The 17,373-nt window shown below is 64.2% G+C and carries 19 protein-coding genes and 1 tRNA gene; 3 read left to right on the top strand and 17 right to left on the bottom strand.

Annotated features, from left to right (window positions below; genetic code table 11):
• Nucleotides 1-55: 55 nt before the first annotated feature.
• The 8 genes from rseP to rpsB form a co-directional block, all read right to left on the bottom strand.
• Nucleotides 56-1,420, bottom strand: a complete 1,365-nt coding sequence (rseP, locus tag AAV94_RS14135; RefSeq protein WP_046742834.1) for an RIP metalloprotease RseP — start codon at nucleotides 1,418-1,420, stop codon at nucleotides 56-58.
• Nucleotides 1,421-1,429: 9 nt separating this feature from the next.
• The gene (gene ispC, locus AAV94_RS14130) at nucleotides 1,430-2,632 is read right to left on the bottom strand and encodes a 1-deoxy-D-xylulose-5-phosphate reductoisomerase (protein WP_046742891.1); all 1,203 of its coding nucleotides are present in this window, start codon (nucleotides 2,630-2,632) and stop codon (nucleotides 1,430-1,432) included.
• Between the two features lie 20 nt (nucleotides 2,633-2,652).
• On the bottom strand, nucleotides 2,653-3,519 hold the full coding sequence (locus AAV94_RS14125) for a phosphatidate cytidylyltransferase (RefSeq protein WP_046742833.1): 867 nt from the start codon (nucleotides 3,517-3,519) through the stop codon (nucleotides 2,653-2,655).
• Complete coding sequence (uppS, locus tag AAV94_RS14120; protein WP_084824953.1) at nucleotides 3,519-4,283, bottom strand: polyprenyl diphosphate synthase; 765 nt, start codon at nucleotides 4,281-4,283, stop codon at nucleotides 3,519-3,521. Before uppS ends, AAV94_RS14125 begins: the two co-directional genes overlap by 1 nt.
• Before the next feature lie 66 nt (nucleotides 4,284-4,349).
• Nucleotides 4,350-4,910, bottom strand: a complete 561-nt coding sequence (gene frr / locus AAV94_RS14115) for a ribosome recycling factor (RefSeq protein WP_046742832.1) — start codon at nucleotides 4,908-4,910, stop codon at nucleotides 4,350-4,352.
• A 57-nt stretch (nucleotides 4,911-4,967) separates the two neighbouring features.
• Complete coding sequence (gene pyrH, locus AAV94_RS14110) at nucleotides 4,968-5,699, bottom strand: UMP kinase (RefSeq protein ID WP_046742831.1); 732 nt, start codon at nucleotides 5,697-5,699, stop codon at nucleotides 4,968-4,970.
• Between the two features lie 170 nt (nucleotides 5,700-5,869).
• Entirely contained in the window at nucleotides 5,870-6,757 is an 888-nt protein-coding gene (tsf, locus tag AAV94_RS14105; protein WP_046742889.1) for a translation elongation factor Ts, read from the bottom strand.
• A 186-nt stretch (nucleotides 6,758-6,943) separates the two neighbouring features.
• Entirely contained in the window at nucleotides 6,944-7,702 is a 759-nt protein-coding gene (rpsB, locus tag AAV94_RS14100) for a 30S ribosomal protein S2 (RefSeq protein ID WP_046742830.1), read from the bottom strand.
• Nucleotides 7,703-7,916: 214 nt separating this feature from the next.
• On the opposite strand from rpsB, the gene AAV94_RS14095 reads away from it, so the two are divergent.
• Nucleotides 7,917-9,275: an amidase gene (locus AAV94_RS14095; RefSeq protein ID WP_046742888.1), complete on the top strand. Its 1,359-nt coding sequence runs from the start codon at nucleotides 7,917-7,919 to the stop codon at nucleotides 9,273-9,275.
• 49 nt (nucleotides 9,276-9,324) lie between these two features.
• On the opposite strand, the gene AAV94_RS14090 is transcribed toward AAV94_RS14095, so the two are convergent.
• The 9 genes from AAV94_RS14090 to AAV94_RS14055 all read right to left on the bottom strand — a co-directional run bounded on the left by AAV94_RS14090 (nucleotide 9,325) and on the right by AAV94_RS14055 (nucleotide 14,564).
• Nucleotides 9,325-9,399 (bottom strand) — tRNA-Val (locus AAV94_RS14090).
• A gap of 128 nt (nucleotides 9,400-9,527) precedes the next feature.
• The gene (gene proC, locus AAV94_RS14085; protein ID WP_046742829.1) at nucleotides 9,528-10,340 is read right to left on the bottom strand and encodes a pyrroline-5-carboxylate reductase; all 813 of its coding nucleotides are present in this window, start codon (nucleotides 10,338-10,340) and stop codon (nucleotides 9,528-9,530) included.
• A 244-nt stretch (nucleotides 10,341-10,584) separates the two neighbouring features.
• Nucleotides 10,585-10,758: a hypothetical protein gene (locus tag AAV94_RS15115; protein ID WP_197408077.1), complete on the bottom strand. Its 174-nt coding sequence runs from the start codon at nucleotides 10,756-10,758 to the stop codon at nucleotides 10,585-10,587.
• Nucleotides 10,759-10,870: 112 nt separating this feature from the next.
• Nucleotides 10,871-11,194, bottom strand: a complete 324-nt coding sequence (locus AAV94_RS14080; protein WP_046742828.1) for a DUF3579 domain-containing protein — start codon at nucleotides 11,192-11,194, stop codon at nucleotides 10,871-10,873.
• A 134-nt stretch (nucleotides 11,195-11,328) separates the two neighbouring features.
• Nucleotides 11,329-11,985, bottom strand: a complete 657-nt coding sequence (locus AAV94_RS14075; protein ID WP_046742827.1) for a LysE family translocator — start codon at nucleotides 11,983-11,985, stop codon at nucleotides 11,329-11,331.
• A 5-nt stretch (nucleotides 11,986-11,990) separates the two neighbouring features.
• On the bottom strand, nucleotides 11,991-13,004 hold the full coding sequence (locus tag AAV94_RS14070) for an NAD(P)H-dependent glycerol-3-phosphate dehydrogenase (protein WP_046742887.1): 1,014 nt from the start codon (nucleotides 13,002-13,004) through the stop codon (nucleotides 11,991-11,993).
• Between the two features lie 139 nt (nucleotides 13,005-13,143).
• A complete protein-coding gene (secB, locus tag AAV94_RS14065; protein ID WP_046742826.1) occupies nucleotides 13,144-13,653 on the bottom strand; it encodes a protein-export chaperone SecB in 510 nt (169 codons plus the stop codon).
• Nucleotides 13,654-13,830: 177 nt separating this feature from the next.
• Nucleotides 13,831-14,100, bottom strand: a complete 270-nt coding sequence (gene grxC / locus AAV94_RS14060; protein ID WP_046742825.1) for a glutaredoxin 3 — start codon at nucleotides 14,098-14,100, stop codon at nucleotides 13,831-13,833.
• 44 nt (nucleotides 14,101-14,144) lie between these two features.
• The gene (locus AAV94_RS14055) at nucleotides 14,145-14,564 is read right to left on the bottom strand and encodes a rhodanese-like domain-containing protein (RefSeq protein WP_046742824.1); all 420 of its coding nucleotides are present in this window, start codon (nucleotides 14,562-14,564) and stop codon (nucleotides 14,145-14,147) included.
• 229 nt (nucleotides 14,565-14,793) lie between these two features.
• Here AAV94_RS14055 and gpmA point away from each other — a divergent pair, with 229 nt between their 5' ends.
• Entirely contained in the window at nucleotides 14,794-15,486 is a 693-nt protein-coding gene (gpmA, locus tag AAV94_RS14050) for a 2,3-diphosphoglycerate-dependent phosphoglycerate mutase (protein WP_046742823.1), read from the top strand.
• 86 nt (nucleotides 15,487-15,572) lie between these two features.
• Complete coding sequence (locus AAV94_RS14045; RefSeq protein ID WP_046742886.1) at nucleotides 15,573-17,039, top strand: S41 family peptidase; 1,467 nt, start codon at nucleotides 15,573-15,575, stop codon at nucleotides 17,037-17,039.
• Nucleotides 17,040-17,373 lie beyond the last annotated feature (334 nt).

Below are 17,373 nucleotides of genomic sequence, written 5' to 3'. Positions count from 1 at the left end.
ACGTCGATCCGACTGAAAGACAGGCAGTCACTGCAAGCTGGGGCTGGTGCGCCGTTCATCGCAGCAACCGCCCCAGATCATTAAACAAGGCCAGTGTCATCAGCAGCAGCAGCAGCGCAACGCCTGCGCGCTGCAACTGCTCCATCCACTGCTGGGGCACTGGCCTTCCCGTTACCGCTTCCCAAAGATAATACATCAGGTGCCCACCATCGAGGACGGGCAGCGGCAGCAGGTTGAGCACCCCCAGGCTGAGGCTGATGACAGCCAGAAAGTGCAGGAACTGTACCATCCCGAGGCTGGCCGACTGCCCAGCATACTGCGCAATCGACACAGGGCCGCTGAGGTTTTCCAGCGATGCCTGTCCCACCAGCATGCGCCCGAGCATGCGCAGCGTCAGCGCCGCCATCTCCCACGTCCTGGCAACGCCGCGCTGAAGCCCCTCGATGGGTCCGTAACGCACGGTGGTGGTCGCGTAGTCGCCGCTGCTGCCAATGCGCGCGCCAATGCGCGCCACCATCGCACCGCCCTCGCCCGCGACGCGCTGTGGCGTGACCTGCACGGTCAGCGTCGCACCATCACGCTCGATCAGCCATTGCTGCGGCGGATCGTGTTCGGCGCTGGCCTGAATACGCTGCACCAGTTGCTGGGCATCGCGCATGGGCACGCCGTCAACGGCACGCACCAGATCGCCCGGCCGCAACCCCGCCGCCTCGGCGGCGCTGCCGGGCACAATCTCCCCAAGCACAGGGGTTGCCATTGGCGCGAGAATGCCGATGCGCTGCAGCGCGGCCGCATCCAGATCGCGGATATCCGCCTGTGCCAGCGGCAGGGTGATGGTTTTCTCCCCTGGCTGCTGCGCCGGTTGCAGCGTCAGCACCAGATCGCGCTGTGTCAGCGCCGCACGGTTGAGCAGCCAGCGCAATTCCTCGAACGACTGCACCCTTTGGGCAGGGCCATCGTCAACCGCGGCAGCCAGCACCATGTCGCCCTGCGCGATGCCCGCATGCGCGGCCAGCGAATCGGGCACCGGGGTCGCCAACACAGGCTGCGCCGCCGACATGCCCCACCAGTTGACTGCCGAAAACAACAGCACGGCCAGCACGAGGTTGGTCAGTGGCCCCGCCAGCACAATGGCCGCGCGCTGTGCCAGCGGCCTTCGGTTGAAGCCGCGGTGGCGTTCGTGCTCTGCCACCTGCCCCTCGCGCTCATCAAGCATCTGCACGTAGCCGCCCAGCGGCAGCGCCGCAACCACGAACTCGGTTTCGCTGCCGCTGGGCCGCCAGCGCACCAGCGGCTTGCCCATACCGATGGAAAACCGCAGCACCTTGACGCCACAGGCCTTGGCCATGCGGTAGTGGCCCCACTCATGCACGGTCACCAGCACACCGATGGTGACGAGAAAAGCCAGCACAGTCACCATGTCGTCGCCTCAGCTTGCCTGCCGCTGTACCTGGGCGGCAGCCACTCGTCGAGCCTGCTGATCAAGCGCCAGCAATGCGTCCAGGGAATCGGTCTGCGCCGCCACACAGCGCGCGAGCGTCTCCGCGTTGACGGCATAGATCTGGTCAAAACGCAGCTGACCGGCAAGAAACGCGGCCACGGCCACCTCATTGGCGGCATTGAGAATGGCGGTGCTGCCCTGCGCACCATGCAGCGCCTGCCAGGCCAGCGCCATACAGGGAAAGCGCCGGCGATGCGCGGGCTCCTCGAACGATTCGAAGGTCAGACCTGCCAGCGCGTGAAAGTCCAGCCGCGCCGCGCCGGATTCGATGCGTTCGGGCCAAGCCAGGCCATAGGCGATCGGCACGCGCATGTCCGGCGTGCCCAGCTGCGCGATGATGGAGCCATCCCTGAATTGCACCATGGAGTGGATCACGCTTTGCGGATGGATGACCACCTCCAGCTGCTCGGGCGCGACGTCGAACAGGTAGCGCGCTTCAATGACTTCAAGCGCCTTGTTCATCATGGTTGCCGAATCCACCGAAATCTTGCGACCCATGCGCCAGTTCGGATGTGCACACGCCTGCTCGGGCGTCACGTCGGCAAATGTGGCCGCATCGCGCGCGCGAAATGGCCCGCCGGAGGCTGTCAGTATGATTTTCTCCACACGGGTCGGCCAGGTCCGTGGCTGCTCGGGCAGGGACTGGAACACCGCCGAATGCTCGCTGTCGATGGGCAGCAACACGGCGCCATGCGCGCGCACCTGCTGCATGAACCAGGCACCACCCACCACCAGCGCTTCCTTGTTGGCCAGCAGCAGACGCTTGCCCGCCTGCGCAGCCGCCAGCGCGGGCGCCAGGCCCGCCACGCCAACGATGGCGGCCATGACGGTGTCGACCTGCGGATGCGCTGCCAGCTCGGCAATCGCCGCCTCGCCCGCCAGCACCTGGGTGGCCACCCCGGCCTCCTGCAGGAGCGATCGCAACTGCGCCGCGCCCTGCGTATCGGCCATGGCGGCGTAGGCCGGGCGAAACTGCACACATTGCTGCGCCATCAGCGGCACGTTGCGTCCGGCTGCCAACGCAAATACCTCATAGACATCGGCATGGCGCGCCAGTACATCCAGCGTACTGGTGCCGATCGAGCCGGTCGCTCCCAGCACAGCCACGCGCTGCCTTTGCCTGTCGGACATACTGCCTTCCTCCGCGCTGGTCACGCCGTACCGGCCAGCCATGCAATTACCAACATTCCCATCGGCATGATGGGCAGCAACCCGTCGATGCGATCCAGTACCCCGCCATGGCCTGGCAGCACATGGCTGCTGTCCTTGGCGCCGGCGGCGCGCTTGACCAGTGATTCGAACAAGTCGCCCACCACGCTCATGCCAGCCAGTACGACGCATACGGCCACCAGCACGATGAGGCTGTGCTGGCGTAGCATGCCGTAGAAACTGTGGCCCCATTGCTGCGCAAAGCGCCCGTCCAGCGACAGCCACAGCGCCGCCAGCAGCAGCACCGCGACCATGCCCCCCAGCACGCCTTCCCAGCTCTTGCCGGGACTCACGCGCGGCGCAAGCTTGCGTGCTACCAGCTTCTGGCCAAAGGCGCGGCCAGCAAAATACGCACCGATATCCGCTGCCCACACCAGCGCCATCAGCGACAGCAAGTAGTTGATACCGAGGGCAAAGGCGCGCAACACCGCCAGCCAGACCACGGCAAACAGCACCAGCCCCGCCAGCAGACGCACGGACCTGGGCACAGCCTGCCATCCCTGCGTGCCTGCATGCAAGGTCCAGACAGCGCCAGCCAGCCACATCAGGCAGCAGACCAGCCAGAAGCCGCCAGGCAGGGGAAATTGCGCCACGCCCGCCACTGTCGCCACGGCGGCCACCGCGACGAATCCTGCTCCCACGGCAATGGCCAATGCGTCCGGCATACCATTAAGGCGCGCCCACTCCCAGCTGGCCACGCCCAGCGCCAGGGTCAACAGCGCCATGAACGGCCAGTGCCAGGGTGCCAGCAGACACAGCAGAACGACGGCCAACATGGCCAGCGCGGTGATGATTCGCTGCTTGAGCATCAGACGTTCTCTCGTTCCTCGGAACTGCTGGCCGCATCGTGGCGGCTGCGCAGCTGCTCGTCGGTCTTGCCAAAACGCCGCTGGCGCTGCGCGAAGGAAGCCAGCGCCGCATCCAGGTCGGCAGCATCGAAATCAGGCCATAGCGTCGGCGTGAAGAAAAGCTCGGCATAGGCCGCCTGCCAGAGCAAAAAGTTGCTCAGGCGCAATTCCCCGCCGGTGCGTATCAGCAGATCGGGATCGGGCACATGCGCCAGCGCCATTGCACGGCCCAGCGTTTCCTCTGTGATCGGCTTGCCCTCGGCACACAGGCGACGCGCCGCCTGGGCGATGTCCCAGCGTCCGCCATAGTTGAAGCAGACATTCAGAATCAGCCGGGAGTTGCCCGCGGTAGCCTGCTGCGCCTGCTCCAGTCCCTCGCACACCTTGGCACTCAGGCCCGCACGCTCGCCGACGCAATACAGCCGCACGCCATGCTCTTGCAGGCTGGCAACCTCCTTCGTCAGGGCGTTGGCCATCAGGCTCATCAGACCGTTGACCTCCTCCTCGGGACGGTTCCAGTTCTCCGATGAGAAGGCAAATACGGTCAGCACGCGCACGCCGCGCTCGCCGCACAGGGCCACGCAGCGGCGCAGCGCATCGACGCCGCGCTTGTGTCCGGCCAGCCGGGGCAGCAGGCGCTTTTGCGCCCAGCGGCCATTACCGTCCATGACGATGGCCACGTGATGCGCGGTGGCAGTCAAGGCATTTTCTGCGTGCATGTTCATCCCGCCGCCTCGGCGCACACCAGCTGGCAGGCCGCGTAGCCGGCCTGCCGGGGCAGCGCCGCCGGCTCAGACTGCCATGACATCCTTTTCCTTGGCTTCCACCAGTGCATCGATCTCGGCGATGAACTTGTCGGTGATCTTCTGCACTTCGGCCTCGGCCCGCTTCTGGTCATCTTCGGAGGCTTCCTTGTCCTTGACCAGCTTCTTGATGGCATCGTTGGCATCGCGGCGCAGGTTGCGCACGGCGATCTTGGCGTTCTCGCCTTCGCTGCGCACGAGCTTGGTCATCTCGCGGCGGCGCTCCTCGCTCATCGGCGGCATGGGCACGCGAATCAGATCACCCATGTTGGCCGGATTCAGGCCCAGATCGCTCTCGCGGATGGCCTTCTCGATCTTGGCGCCCATGTCGCGCTCCCAGGGCTGCACGCTGATCGTGCGCGCATCCAGCAGCGACACGTTGGCGACCTGGCTGATGGGCACGTGCTGGCCGTAGTACTCGACCTGCACGGTATCGAGCAGCGCGGGATTGGCGCGGCCGGTGCGGATCTTGGACAGGTTGTTCTTGAACGCGAGGATGGATTGCTCCATCTTGCTCTGCATGGTCTTGCGAATGTCGGCAATGGACATGAAATCTCTCCTGCAAAAGTTCGACGGGAAAGGTCGGGCGCGTCCGCGCCCGACTTGTCAGGCGTACACCAGCGTTCCCTCGTCCTCGCCGCGCACCACACGCTGCAGTGCGCCCGGCTTGACGATGGAAAACACCTTGATCGGCAGCTTTTGGTCGCGGCACAGCGCAAAGGCCGTGGCATCCATGATGCCCAGGTTCTTGACCATGGCCTCATCGAAGCTCAACCGGCTGTAGCGCGTGGCCTGCGGATCCTTGACGGGATCCGCCGAGTACACGCCATCGACCTTGGTGGCCTTGAGCACGATCTGCGCGCCGATCTCGGCGCCGCGCAGGGCAGCGGCGGTGTCGGTGGTGAAAAACGGATTGCCGGTGCCGGCTGCAAAGACCACCACCTTGCCTTCCTCCAGATACTGCAGTGCCTTGGGACGCACGTAGGGCTCGGCCACCTGATCCACCGAAATAGCCGACATCACGCGCGCGGGCACGTCCTTGCGGCCAATGGCCTCGGCCAGTGCCAGTGCGTTCATGACCGTTGCCAGCATACCCATGTAGTCGGCCGTGGCGCGGTCCATGCCCGCGGCGCCGCCAGCCACCCCCCGGAAGATGTTGCCGCCACCAATGACGATGGCCAGTTCCACCCCCATCTCGGTGATGGCGACGATTTCGTCCACCATGCGCTCGATGGTTTCGCGGTTGATGCCAAAGGCATCATCGCCCATCAGGGCCTCACCGGAGAGCTTGAGCAAGATGCGCCGATAGGCCGGAGCCGGAGTTGGGTTTGCAGTCATGGCTGGATGAGAAAAGGAGGATCGTTCTTGGAATTCGTGCAGCAGGCACCGGGCGTGGCGCGCATTGTCGCGCCAACTGGCACCCATGACAAAACGCCGCACCCTCCTGCCAGGGCTTGCCCCTGCGGGGAAGTGCGGCGCCCAGGCCAATTATCCGGCAAGCGGCTCGATCAGCTCTTCGCAGCTGCCATTTGCGCGGCCACCTCGGCCGCGAAATCGTCGGCCTTCTTCTCGATGCCCTCGCCCACCACGAACAGCGTAAAGCCGTGCACAGTGGTGTTCTTTTCCTTGAGCATCTGCGCCACGCTCTGCTTGTCGTTCTTGACGAACGGCTGATCGAGCAGCGACACCTCCTTAAGGTACTTGGCCACTGCGCCTTCGACCATCTTGGCGGCAATCTCCGCAGGCTTGCCCGCTTCCTCGGCCTTGCCCTTGGCGACGGTACGCTCCTTCTCGATCAGCTCGGCAGGCACGTCGGCGCTGGACAGCGCCACCGGCTTCATCGCCGCCACGTGCATGGCCACATCGCGCGCCGCACTTTCGTCACCATCGAACGTGACCACGACGCCAATGCGCGTGCCATGCAGGTAGTGCGTCAGCTGCTTGCCTTCGGCAAAGCGGGCGAAACGGCGCAGCGTCATGTTCTCGCCGATCTTGCCGACCAACCCCTTGCGCACGTCCTCGAGCGTCGGGCCAAAGCCGTCCTGGCTGTATGGCAGCGCACCCAGGGCATCGACATCGGCCGGGTTGTGCTTGGCCACCAGCTGGGCTGCGGCATTGGCAAACTGCAGGAAGCTGTCGTTCTTGCTGACGAAGTCCGTCTCGCAGTTGACTTCCACCATGGCACCCACGCCGTCTTCAACGGCGACGGCAATCACGCCTTCGGCCGTCACGCGCGAGGCCGCCTTGCCGGCCTTAGTGCCGAGTTTGATGCGCAGCAGCTCCTCGGCCTTGGCCATGTCGCCATCGGCCTCGACCAGGGCCTTCTTTGCTTCCATCATCGGGGCATCGGTTTTCGCACGAAGTGCTGCCACCATGCTTGCTGTCACTGCAGCCATGTTGATCTCCAATCGTTGGTACGTTCAGTACGTTGGGGGATGAGGGGTTGTTCGGTTGCCTTGGCGGCCACACCAGGCGCCGCTACGAAAAAAGGGGCGTCTGCTGGAGGCCCCTTTTTTTGCTGCGCATCCGCACGGCGCGAAGCGCAGCCTCAGAGTCTGGGAGGGACTTGCCTGCCCGAGAGTTTACTCGGCAGTCTCTTCCTGCACTTCCACGAACTCATCGCCTTCATCGGCAGCCACCAGCTTGGCGACGTTGTCGACGGCGTTGTTGCGGCCTTCGATGATGGCATCGGCGATGCCGCGGGCATACAGCGCCACGGCCTTGGCCGAGTCGTCGTTGCCGGGAATCACGTAGTCGATGCCTTCGGGGTTGTGGTTGGTGTCAACCACGCCAATGAGCGGGATGCCCAGCTTGTGCGCCTCGGAGACGGTGATCTTGTGGTAGCCCACATCGATCACGAAAATCGCATCCGGCAGTCCGGCCATGTCCTGGATGCCGCCGATGTCGCGCTCGAGCTTCTCGATCTCGCGACCGAACAGCAGCTGCTCCTTCTTGCTCAGGGATTCCAGGCCGGCTTCCTGCTGGGCCTTCATGTCCTTGAGGCGCTTGACCGAAGTCTTGAGTGTCTTGAAGTTGGTCAGCATGCCACCAAGCCAGCGTTGATCCACGTAGGGCATGCCGGCGCGCTTGGCTTCCTGCGCCACGAACTCGCGCGACTGGCGCTTGGTGCCGACAAACAGGATGGTGCCGCCATTGGCTGCCAGCTGGCGCGCGTATTTCTGCGCTTCCTGGAACTTCGGCAGTGTCGCTTCCAGGTTGATGATGTGGATCTTGTTGCGATGGCCAAAAATGTACGGGGCCATCTTGGGGTTCCAGAAGCGCGTCTGGTGACCGAAGTGGACACCGGCTTCCAGCATTTCACGCATGGTGATGGTGGACATAATTAAACTCCAAAGGTTTTTTCCAAGACAGGTTCCGTCACCGCCCGCAAGCCGCTCGCCGGAGAAATTGCAAAGCATCGCTCCCGCATAGCGCCCTGTCAGCAGCACCCAGGATGAACCTGCCTGCTATTTGCCTTGCCTAATGTGGGCGCAACAAAAGCGCAGGCCGCACTGGCAAAACCCGACCATTCTAGCACAAGCCCACGACACCCCCATGCCCCGCTCTACCCTCCCAAGCCGTGACGATCTGCAGGCGCGCCATGCACGCGCCCTGGCCGCCTGCACCTGCGAACAGGGCCGCGCCGCCATGCGCACCTGCAACCTGCAGCCGCCTGCGGCGCTGCGTTTGCCGCAGGAGCGCCCCGCCGCACCGCCACCCCTTTCCGGGTGGCTGGTCAGCATCAAGGATTTGTTCGACGTTGCCGGGCAAGTCACCACCGCCGGCTCACGCATCCTGGAAAGCCAACCACCCGCACTCCGCAACGCCACGGCCGTGCAGCGCCTGCTGCAGGCCGGCGCCCACAACATGGGCCGCACGCACATGGTGGAGTTCGCCTTTTCCGGCATCGGTATCAATCCACACTTTCCACCGCTGTTCGCAGTGGATGCCTGGCACGCAGCACCTGGCCAATGCTTTCGCGCCCTGCCCGAGCAACGGGTCTGCGGCGGCTCCTCCTCCGGCGCCGCTCTGTCGGTGGCACTGGGTATTGCCGATGCGGCGCTGGGCTCGGACACCGGCGGCTCCATCCGCATCCCAGCCGCTTTCAATGGCCTGGTTGGATTCAAGAGTACGCAAGCACTGGTTCCCCGCGATGGCATGCTGCCGCTGTCACCCTCCCTGGACGTCGCCTGCGCCATCACGCGCAACGTGGAAGCCGCCATCCGCGTCCATGAAGTCCTGGCAGCGCGCACCGTCACGCGCACGCCTGCGCCGCTTGAGGCATGGCAGCTGGCAGTGATCGACAACTTCTTTCTCGATGACTGCGACACGACCACGCGCAACGCCTTCGAACGCAGCGTCGATGTGCTGCAGGCTACAGGCGCGCGCGTGCAGCGCCTGCAGCTTCCTGCCATGGACACCCTGCGGGAGATGGCCCGCCTGGGCACGCTGCCAGCGGCGGAAAGCCATGCATGGCACGCGCCATTGCTGCAGCAGCATGGCGACGCTTATGACCCACGCGTGCGCCAGCGCATTGCCGCGGGGGCCACGATGACAGCCACCGCCTATCTGCAGCTGCAGGCGCTGCGCCGCCAGTGGCAACAGACCATGGCCACGCAACTGCAGGGGTTTGACGCCATCCTCAGCCCCACTGTCGCCATCACCGCGCCCCCCTACGCTAGCATCGCACCCGGTGCCGAGCGCGATGACGCATTCAGCCGCGCCAATGCGCTGGTGCTGCGCAACACCAGCGCCATCAACTTGCTCGACGGCCCGGCGATCAGCATCCCTTGCCACACCAAAGAGGAGCCGCCTGTCGGGCTGATGCTATGGCACTGTCAAGGACGCGATGATGCCGTACTGGCCATCGCAAAACGTGCGGAACAGGCACTGACACTAGCCGTCGCCGCGTAGCGCACAAAACAAAAGGGGTTACGCACCAGACGTAACCCCTTGATTCGGTTGGTGGGCGGTACAGGGTTCGAACCTGTGACCCCTGCCGTGTGAAGGCAGTGCTCTACCACTGAGCTAACCGCCCAACCGCGCAATCGCTGCGAAGCGCGAGACTATACCAGCTTTTCAGGAGCTCCGACAGAAAATCGGCCAATTCGCTGCACGCCATCAGACTGCCGGGACGTGTCTCGGATCTGCCGCCGCGACCGCACTTCAGCCCAGTTCCCGGGCCATTTCCACGGCGCGATCATGGCATGCCCGCATCGCTTCGATGAAATGCGCCCGCACCTGACGCTCATCAAGCCTGGTGATGGCGGCAAACGTCGTTCCCCCCTTGGAGGTGACGCGCTGGCGCAGCACCTCAGGTCCATCCGCGGACGCTGCGGCCAGCGCGGCAGCACCGTCCACCGTTGCAACCGCGAGCCGGTACGCCTGATCGGGCGACAACCCCAGATCGGTGCCGGCCTGCCGCATCGCCTCAAGCAGGTAGAACACATAGGCCGGGCCCGAGCCCGACACCGCCGTGACCGCGTTGAGCAACTCCTCACGCGCCACCCACTCAACCAACCCTACCGCCTCGGCAATGTGCTGCGCAGCGGCGCGATCGGCAGCCGCCACTGCCGCGCCGGCATACAGACCGGTGATCCCTTTCCCGACCAGTGCCGGGGTGTTGGGCATGGCCCGCACGATGCGCGCAGTACCCAGCCATTGCTGCATCGACGCAACAGGAACGCCTGCGGCGATGCTCACATGCAGACACCCCTGCAACTGCGGCGCCAACTCGCGCATGACCGTGCCCAGCACCTGTGGCTTGACCGCCCAGACGACGCAAGCGTCAGCCGGCACAGGCACGCTCAGGCGCTCCAGGGCCGTCACGCCCAAGTCCTTGACCAGCGCTTCACGCGTCGGCGCCTGCGGCTCGACAATGAGCAGCGAAGACGCCGTCTGGTCAGCTGCCAGCAAGCCGCCGACAATGGCTCGGGCCATGTTGCCGCCGCCGATGAACACTGTTTGAGATACCGTCATAGCGTGCCAACTTCCTTGGGACCTGTTTACCAGGGCCAGTTCACAATCCTCTCACGCGCCGCATGCAGCCGCACCCGCAAAACCTTTCAGGCACGCCGTACTTGGGGCATTACTGATTCAGCGATACCTGCTGCGTGCTTGGCACCAGCGCCCGTTTTATTTGCACCGCAATCCGTGCCACCAAAGAACACAGGCCCGGGGAAGCGGGCCTGTCTCGAACGCGGTACTGCGCAAACCACTGCGGTCAGGAGCCGCCGCTGTGCGCGCGCTTGCCCGGGTTCTTCTTGCTGCGGGTATGCACACCGCGTTCCAGGCTGACGCGCTGACCGCCTCCGTCCTTGGGAATGTGATAGCCCTTGGGCGCCACGGGACGCGGCGTAGCCTTGCGATCTGCTTCAGTGATGATTTTGTTGCCCATAACGGCTCCGAGTTGGGTAATGCAAAACCCGCAATTGTAGACGAGTCAGCCGCAAGCGAATTTCCCTTCAGCCCGAGCGCGTTCACGGCGCGTTCCCGCAACACCTGCACAGCTACTGCGAAGGACGATCCGGCAACAGACAGGCATCCAGCATCTGCAGGTTGTTGTCCCTGGCAAAGTTCATGACGAAGTCCCATGCCATGGGCTCGTGCTCGCGCAGCGCAGTATGCACAACCACGCACTTGACCCCATCAACCACGGTCGGCACGCACCACGGGGAATAGATCAGGTGGTTGCCAGGCTGCATGCCAGGCGGACGAAAGGTGCTCATGACGCCAGCCAGGCGCTCGGACCAGTCACTGGGGCGAAACGTCTTGCCATCCTTGGTTTTACCGAGTATGAAAACCTGCTGGGATGATGGCGTGGCACTGGACATGGTTGGCGGAAGGCGGCGGCGCCCAGAACGTGTTCACGCTGCACCGCACAATGCTGCTAAAGCCAGCGATTTTACCCATTCAATGCCGATGCGGGGCAACAGGGGCGTAACGCCGCCACCTGCACTCCCCCTTTTCATCCACTGCTTCTGTGCAGGGTCAGCAAACGCGCAGCCAGTACGACAAACACCATGCTCGCGGTGCGGTTGAGCACGCGCTGCGCCCGAATGGACTGCCGCAGCAGCCGGGCGAACCACCCCGAAAAACAGGCAATGGCACCGAATACGGCCAGCGTCACCACGGCAAATACAGCACCGAATACCATCACCTGCGATGCGACTGACCCGATGGCCGGATCGGCAAACTGCGGCAGAAACGCCAGAAAGAACATCAGTACCTTGGGGTTGCTGAGATTCATGAAAACGCCGCGCCCGGTCATGACATACCAGGGTCGCCCAACGGCGCATTGGCCTGACTGCTGGTCGGATGCGGCACCCGCCACTGCGACCGGCGCACGCCACGCTTGCCACGCCAGCCATAGCAGATAGAGCGCGCCAGCGATCTTCAGGAAGGCGAAGGCAGCAGCCGATGCAGCCACCAGGGCCGCCAGGCCCAGCGCCACGGCGCAGGTATGTCCCAGCACACCAATACAGAGCCCGAGAACGACGGCGAGTCCCGCACGCGGACCATGCTGGGCCGACTGTAGCAACACGAACAAATTGTCCGGCCCTGGCGTGACGGCCAGCACCAACGCCACGCCCGCAAACTGCCACAGCACGAGGGTTTCAGGCATGTCCCTCACTCCACAGTCGGATCACGGCCCAGCAGGCCTTGCACCAGCGCATGGGCATCGACCTGCCCATCCAGCAGACGAACCACCGCCTCACTGATAGGCATGTGGACGCCAAGGCCTGCGGCGCGCTGAACCACCGCACGCGCGCAATGCACTCCCTCGGCGACGTGACCGAGCGAGGCCAGGATTTCCGGCATGGAGCGCCCCTCCGCCAACAACAGCCCAACCCTGCGATTGCGCGACAGTCCTCCCGTTGCCGTCAGCACCAGATCGCCCACGCCCGACAGACCCATGAACGTCTCGGCGCGCCCTCCCAGCGCCAGCCCCAGGCGCGTCATTTCCGCCAGGCCACGCGTAATCAGCGCAGCACGGGCATTGAGACCCAGTTCCAGCCCGTCACAGATGCCTGTGGCCAGCGCCAACACGTTCTTGACCGCACCGCCGACTTCGACTCCTGTCACATCGTCGTTCTCATACACCCGCAGCACCGACCCATGAAAGGCCTGCACCAGCAGGCGCCGCACCTGCGCGTCACGCGAGGCTGCCACCAGCGCCGTCGGCCGTCCTTGCGCCACCTCCAGCGCAAAGCTAGGGCCGCTGAGCACACCGCAAGGCCACGGGCCGCCAACATCCGCGTAGACTTCGTGCGGCAGTCGGCCGACCGCCCCTGCCTCACCCGTTGGCTCTACCCCTTTGCACAGCCAGACGACGGGCACGTGCGCGGCGGGCTGCCCGGCTGCGCACAACATCTGCAAGCTCTGGCGCAAGGCTGCCAGCGGCGTGCCCAGTACGACCAAATCCGCCTGCGCGACCGCATCGGCGATTGCACCACTAACCACCTCAACCTGTTCCGGCAGGCGCACCTGCGGCAGATAGCGCTGATTCACCCGGGTGGCCGCCATGGCGCGCGCCTGCTCGGCATCGCGCAGCCACAGCCGCACCGGCTCGGTCGCGCCACGCGCCGCCGCGATTGCCACGGCAGTGCCCCATGCGCCAGCGCCCAGCACCGCGATACGCAAGCCCTCCACAGTCACAGCATCCCCTCCTGCGCAATGGCCATGGCAGCAGCAACCATCAACGCCGCACACCGCGCAACAAAGGGCCCGAAGGCCCTTGCGCGTGGAGGCATTGGCGGCACGGTTCGGCAGCCAATGCGCATCACTGCACCGTCTGCGCGCCGCCTGCAACCTGCTGGGCGGCCTGCTGTGCCTGCTGCTGATCGTACATGGCCTGGAAGTTGATCTCGGCCAGATGCACGGGTGGAAAGCCTGCGCGGTTGATGATGTCGGCAATATTGCCGCGCAGATAGGGATAGATGATTTGCGGACACGCCACGCCGATGACAGCGCCCAGCTGTTCCTGCGCAATGTTGCGAATCTCGAAAATGCCGGCCTGCTTGGCCTCGACCAGAAACAGCGTCTTGTCCTCCACCTTGGTGGTGACGGTGCCGGTCACGGTCACCTCGAAAATGCCGTCGGCGACGTTGTTGGCGGCCACGGCCAGCTGGATGTCCACATTGGGCTGCTTCTGCTCCAGCAGGATGGCCGGAGAGTTGGGTTGCTCCAGCGACAAATCCTTGAGATACACGCGCTGGATCTGGAACACCGGGGCAGGGTTTGCTGCCGAGTTCGCGCCGGAATTGCCATTGGAAGTTGCTTGGTCAGCCATGCTCAAAAAACTTTCTGTTGTCAGGATCGTTCGGGAAAGCCCGCCACCGCCATCGCCTGCCAATGCGCGAGCGCCGAGCCTGGAAAATAGCGCCGTGCGGCACCAGCGGCCTATTATGCAGACTTTACCGTGCCGTCAGGCCAGAGGATTTCCGAGCCGCCCGACCCACTGCACAGGTCACACGGACATCTGGCCTTGCAGCAGTGGCTGCAGTCTGCCTGCGGCGTCCAATGCGGCCAGATCATCAAAGCCCCCCACGTGCGTATCACCAATGTAGATCTGCGGCACCGTACGGCGACCGGTGGACTGCATCATGCGCTCGCGCGCTGCCAGGTCCGCATCGATGCGGATTTCCTCGATTTCCGTCACGCCGCGCGCCTTGAGCAATTGCTTGGCGCGCACGCAGTAAGGGCAGTAGGCGGTGGTGTACATCTTCACGGCTTGCATGGCATCTCCTCACGGCAAGGGCCAACAGTTCGGGCACCATCCACTCAGGCGGGCTTGGCACCGGCGGTAACCGGCAGGCTTGCATCCTTCCAGGCCTTCATGCCGCCGGTGACGACGTAGACGTTCTCGTAGCCAAGCTTCTTGGCCGCGGCGGCAGCGCGCGCTGCCCGCGTGCCGCTTGCACACACGAACAGCAGGGGCGCGGCCTTGTTCTTGGCTACGGCCCCGATCTGCTTGTCAAGCTGCTCGGGCAGCACGTGCCTGGCGCCCTTGATATGCCCGGCCGCATACTCCTCGGCGGTGCGCACATCGACGACGATGGCCTTTTCGCTATTGATCTTTTGCACCGCCTGAGCAGGAGTCAGGCCACTGGCGCCAGCGCGCATCAGCGATGGAACGAACAGCAATGCGCCCGAGACGCCCGCCAATAAAAACAGATACCAGTTATCCAGGAAAAAACTCACGTTGGCGCTCGCATCGTCAAGAGAACAGGAAAATGGCAGCAAGGCTACCGGCAAAAGCCGGCATTTTAAGTCGGCGGCCCCGCCAGCTGCGAACGCGTGGGCACGCACCGTTAAAATCGCCGGGGTTTAGCGCTTGGCGCATGGCATGTGCCTGCGCCTGAAACCTTTTTTCGTCCGCCCGCTCTGAGGACTGCTGCACATGCAGTCTTGCCAACCAACTTCCAACACCATGCACAAGCTCGTACTGATTCGCCACGGCGAGTCCACCTGGAACCTGGAAAACCGGTTTACCGGCTGGGTCGATGTCGGCCTGACGGAGACAGGCATCGCGCAAGCGCGCAGCGCAGGCCGTCGCCTCAAGGAAGCGGGGTTCACGTTCGACAAGGCCTACACCAGCGTGCTCAAGCGCGCCATCCACACGCTCTGGCATTGCCTCGACGAGATGGATTGCACCTGGCTGCCGGTGGAGAAATCCTGGCGCCTCAACGAGCGTCACTATGGCGCGCTGCAGGGCCTCAACAAAGCCGAAACGGCACAGCAGTACGGAGACGATCAGGTATTGATCTGGCGCCGCAGCTACGACACTCCGCCTCCCGCGCAGGATCCTGCCGATGCGGTCAACGAGCGCACGGATCGCCGCTACGCGTCGCTCGCTCCCGAGCAATTTCCGGCCACCGAATGCCTCAAGGATACGGTGGCGCGCGTGCTGCCTTACTGGGAATCGCAGATTGCGCCCGACATCCGCGCCGGCAGGCAGCTCGTCATCGCCGCACATGGCAACTCGCTGCGCGCATTGGTGAAATACCTGGATGGCGTATCCGACCAGGACATCGTCGGCCTGAATATCCCCAACGGCAACCCGCTGGTTTATGAGCTGGATGAGGCGCTCAAGCCCATTCGCAGCTACTATCTGCAGGCCTGAGCGGCAATCCGCCCGCTCTGGGCAGTGTGGCGGCTGCCTCTGCCAGCTCTGGCGCATTCTTTTTTGAGAAAAAGGACCCTGATTCCATGGGACGCACAATTCAAGCAGCCACCTGGGTCGGTGCAGGCATACTGACCGGCGCACTGGCCACGATCTCGGTGCAAACCGTGGCTCGCAGCACGGTATCGCCACTGCCGCTGCAGGAGCTGCAGCAGTTTGCAGCCGTCTACGGGCTGATCAAGTCTGACTATGTCGAGCCGGTCGATGACAAGAAGCTCATTTCCGATGCCATCAGCGGCATGGTCTCCGGGCTGGACCCTCATTCCCAGTACTTCGATGAGGAAAGCTTCAAGGAATTCCGCGAAGGCACGAGCGGCCGCTTCGTCGGCGTAGGCATCGAGATCACGCAAGAGGACGGCCTGATCCGCATCGTCTCGCCGATCGAGGGCTCGCCGGCCGACCGTGCGGGTCTGAAAACCAACGACCTGATCACCCAAATCGACTCCACCCCGGTCAAAGGCCTGACACTGACCGATGCGGTCAAGCGCATGCGCGGCGAGCCCGACACCCATGTCAAGCTGACCATCTTCCGCCGCGACGAGGACCGCACGTTCACGGTTGACATCAAGCGCGAGGAAATCAAGACGCAGTCGGTCAAGGCCGCCATCGTCGAGCCGGGCTATGCCTGGATACGCCTGTCGCAGTTCCAGGACCGCACGGTGGAGGACTTCGTCGCCAAGATGGTGGACATCTACACCAAGGAGCCGCAGCTCAAGGGGCTGGTGCTGGATCTGCGCAACGACCCGGGCGGTCTGATGGACGCGGCAGTCGCCATTTCCGCAGCTTTCCTGCCACGTGACGTGGTGGTCGTGACCACCGATGGCCAGTTGCCGGAGAGCAAGGCCGTATTCACCACCAACCCGCAGCATTACATGTCGCGGCGCTTCTTGGGCGGCGACCCACTCCAGCGCCTGCCCGAAGCGATCAAGACCGTGCCACTGGTCGTGCTGGTCAATGAAGGGTCGGCTTCTGCCAGCGAAATCGTCGCAGGCGCCCTGCAGGACCACGACCGCGCCATCATCATGGGCCGCCAGACGTTCGGCAAGGGCTCGGTGCAGACCGTGCGCCCGCTCGGGCCGGATACCGGCATCAAGCTGACCACGGCGCTCTACTACACGCCAAGCGGCCGGTCCATCCAGGCCAAGGGCATTGAGCCGGACGTGCTGCTCGACGACACGCCCGAGGGCAGCCCCTACGCCGCGCTGCGCATGCGTGAGGCCGACCTGCTCCAGCACCTGGGCGACGATCCGGCGCAGGACACGCCCGAGCAGGCCGCCCGGCGCGAGCGCGCACGTGAGCAGGCGCTTGAACGCCTGCAGAACGAGGCCAAAGCTCACGATGACAAGGCACCGCAACGTCCGCCGCAGTTCGGTTCCCCGGAGGACTTCCAACTGCAGCAGGCACTGAACCAGCTCAAAGGCCAGCCGGTGCAGGCCGCCAAGGGCGATGAAACGCTAGCAGCCGATGCTGCCGCGATACCTGTCGCGCCATAACATCGCTGATGTCCGCTGGGCCTGCCCGCGCCTTCCAGTTCCCCGTCTGGAGGGCACGGGCAGGCGCTTTCGCGTCGGCAGCGGACAACGGCTCGATCTGTTGTGACCTGACGGCACCACAGCCAGCAGCAAGTTGCGCGGCTTTCCTACAGCCGCAGACGTACACGCGTGGAAAGATACCGACAATTGTTAACAATTCACGCGTCCAACGCGCTTTAACGCGCTTTAACGCATTCTTGCGTCGTTTTATCTTCGCCATGTAAAGACACTGCCTGCCCATGCACGCTCCGTGCAGAGGTTGGCTATTGCCCTTGCGTTGCAATGCCGAGTTGCC

It is taken from the genome of Lampropedia cohaerens (assembly GCF_001005215.1).
Taxonomy (GTDB): Bacteria; Pseudomonadota; Gammaproteobacteria; order Burkholderiales; family Burkholderiaceae_C; genus Lampropedia; species Lampropedia cohaerens.
Note: the sequence above shows the minus strand (reverse complement) of the source record. Positions and strands in the feature narration are given on the sequence as shown.

Coding starts and splice junctions, on each gene's coding strand:
- rseP (WP_046742834.1), bottom strand. CDS start 1,420: ATGGTGACTGTGCTGGCTTTTCTCGTCACCATCGGTGTGCTGGTGACC.
- ispC (WP_046742891.1), bottom strand. CDS start 2,632: ATGTCCGACAGGCAAAGGCAGCGCGTGGCTGTGCTGGGAGCGACCGGC.
- AAV94_RS14125 (WP_046742833.1), bottom strand. CDS start 3,519: ATGCTCAAGCAGCGAATCATCACCGCGCTGGCCATGTTGGCCGTCGTT.
- uppS (WP_084824953.1), bottom strand. CDS start 4,283: ATGAACATGCACGCAGAAAATGCCTTGACTGCCACCGCGCATCACGTG.
- frr (WP_046742832.1), bottom strand. CDS start 4,910: ATGTCCATTGCCGACATTCGCAAGACCATGCAGAGCAAGATGGAGCAA.
- pyrH (WP_046742831.1), bottom strand. CDS start 5,699: ATGACTGCAAACCCAACTCCGGCTCCGGCCTATCGGCGCATCTTGCTC.
- tsf (WP_046742889.1), bottom strand. CDS start 6,757: ATGGCTGCAGTGACAGCAAGCATGGTGGCAGCACTTCGTGCGAAAACC.
- rpsB (WP_046742830.1), bottom strand. CDS start 7,702: ATGTCCACCATCACCATGCGTGAAATGCTGGAAGCCGGTGTCCACTTC.
- AAV94_RS14095 (WP_046742888.1), top strand. CDS start 7,917: ATGCCCCGCTCTACCCTCCCAAGCCGTGACGATCTGCAGGCGCGCCAT.
- proC (WP_046742829.1), bottom strand. CDS start 10,340: ATGACGGTATCTCAAACAGTGTTCATCGGCGGCGGCAACATGGCCCGA.
- AAV94_RS15115 (WP_197408077.1), bottom strand. CDS start 10,758: ATGGGCAACAAAATCATCACTGAAGCAGATCGCAAGGCTACGCCGCGT.
- AAV94_RS14080 (WP_046742828.1), bottom strand. CDS start 11,194: ATGTCCAGTGCCACGCCATCATCCCAGCAGGTTTTCATACTCGGTAAA.
- AAV94_RS14075 (WP_046742827.1), bottom strand. CDS start 11,985: ATGCCTGAAACCCTCGTGCTGTGGCAGTTTGCGGGCGTGGCGTTGGTG.
- secB (WP_046742826.1), bottom strand. CDS start 13,653: ATGGCTGACCAAGCAACTTCCAATGGCAATTCCGGCGCGAACTCGGCA.
- grxC (WP_046742825.1), bottom strand. CDS start 14,100: ATGCAAGCCGTGAAGATGTACACCACCGCCTACTGCCCTTACTGCGTG.
- gpmA (WP_046742823.1), top strand. CDS start 14,794: ATGCACAAGCTCGTACTGATTCGCCACGGCGAGTCCACCTGGAACCTG.
- AAV94_RS14045 (WP_046742886.1), top strand. CDS start 15,573: ATGGGACGCACAATTCAAGCAGCCACCTGGGTCGGTGCAGGCATACTG.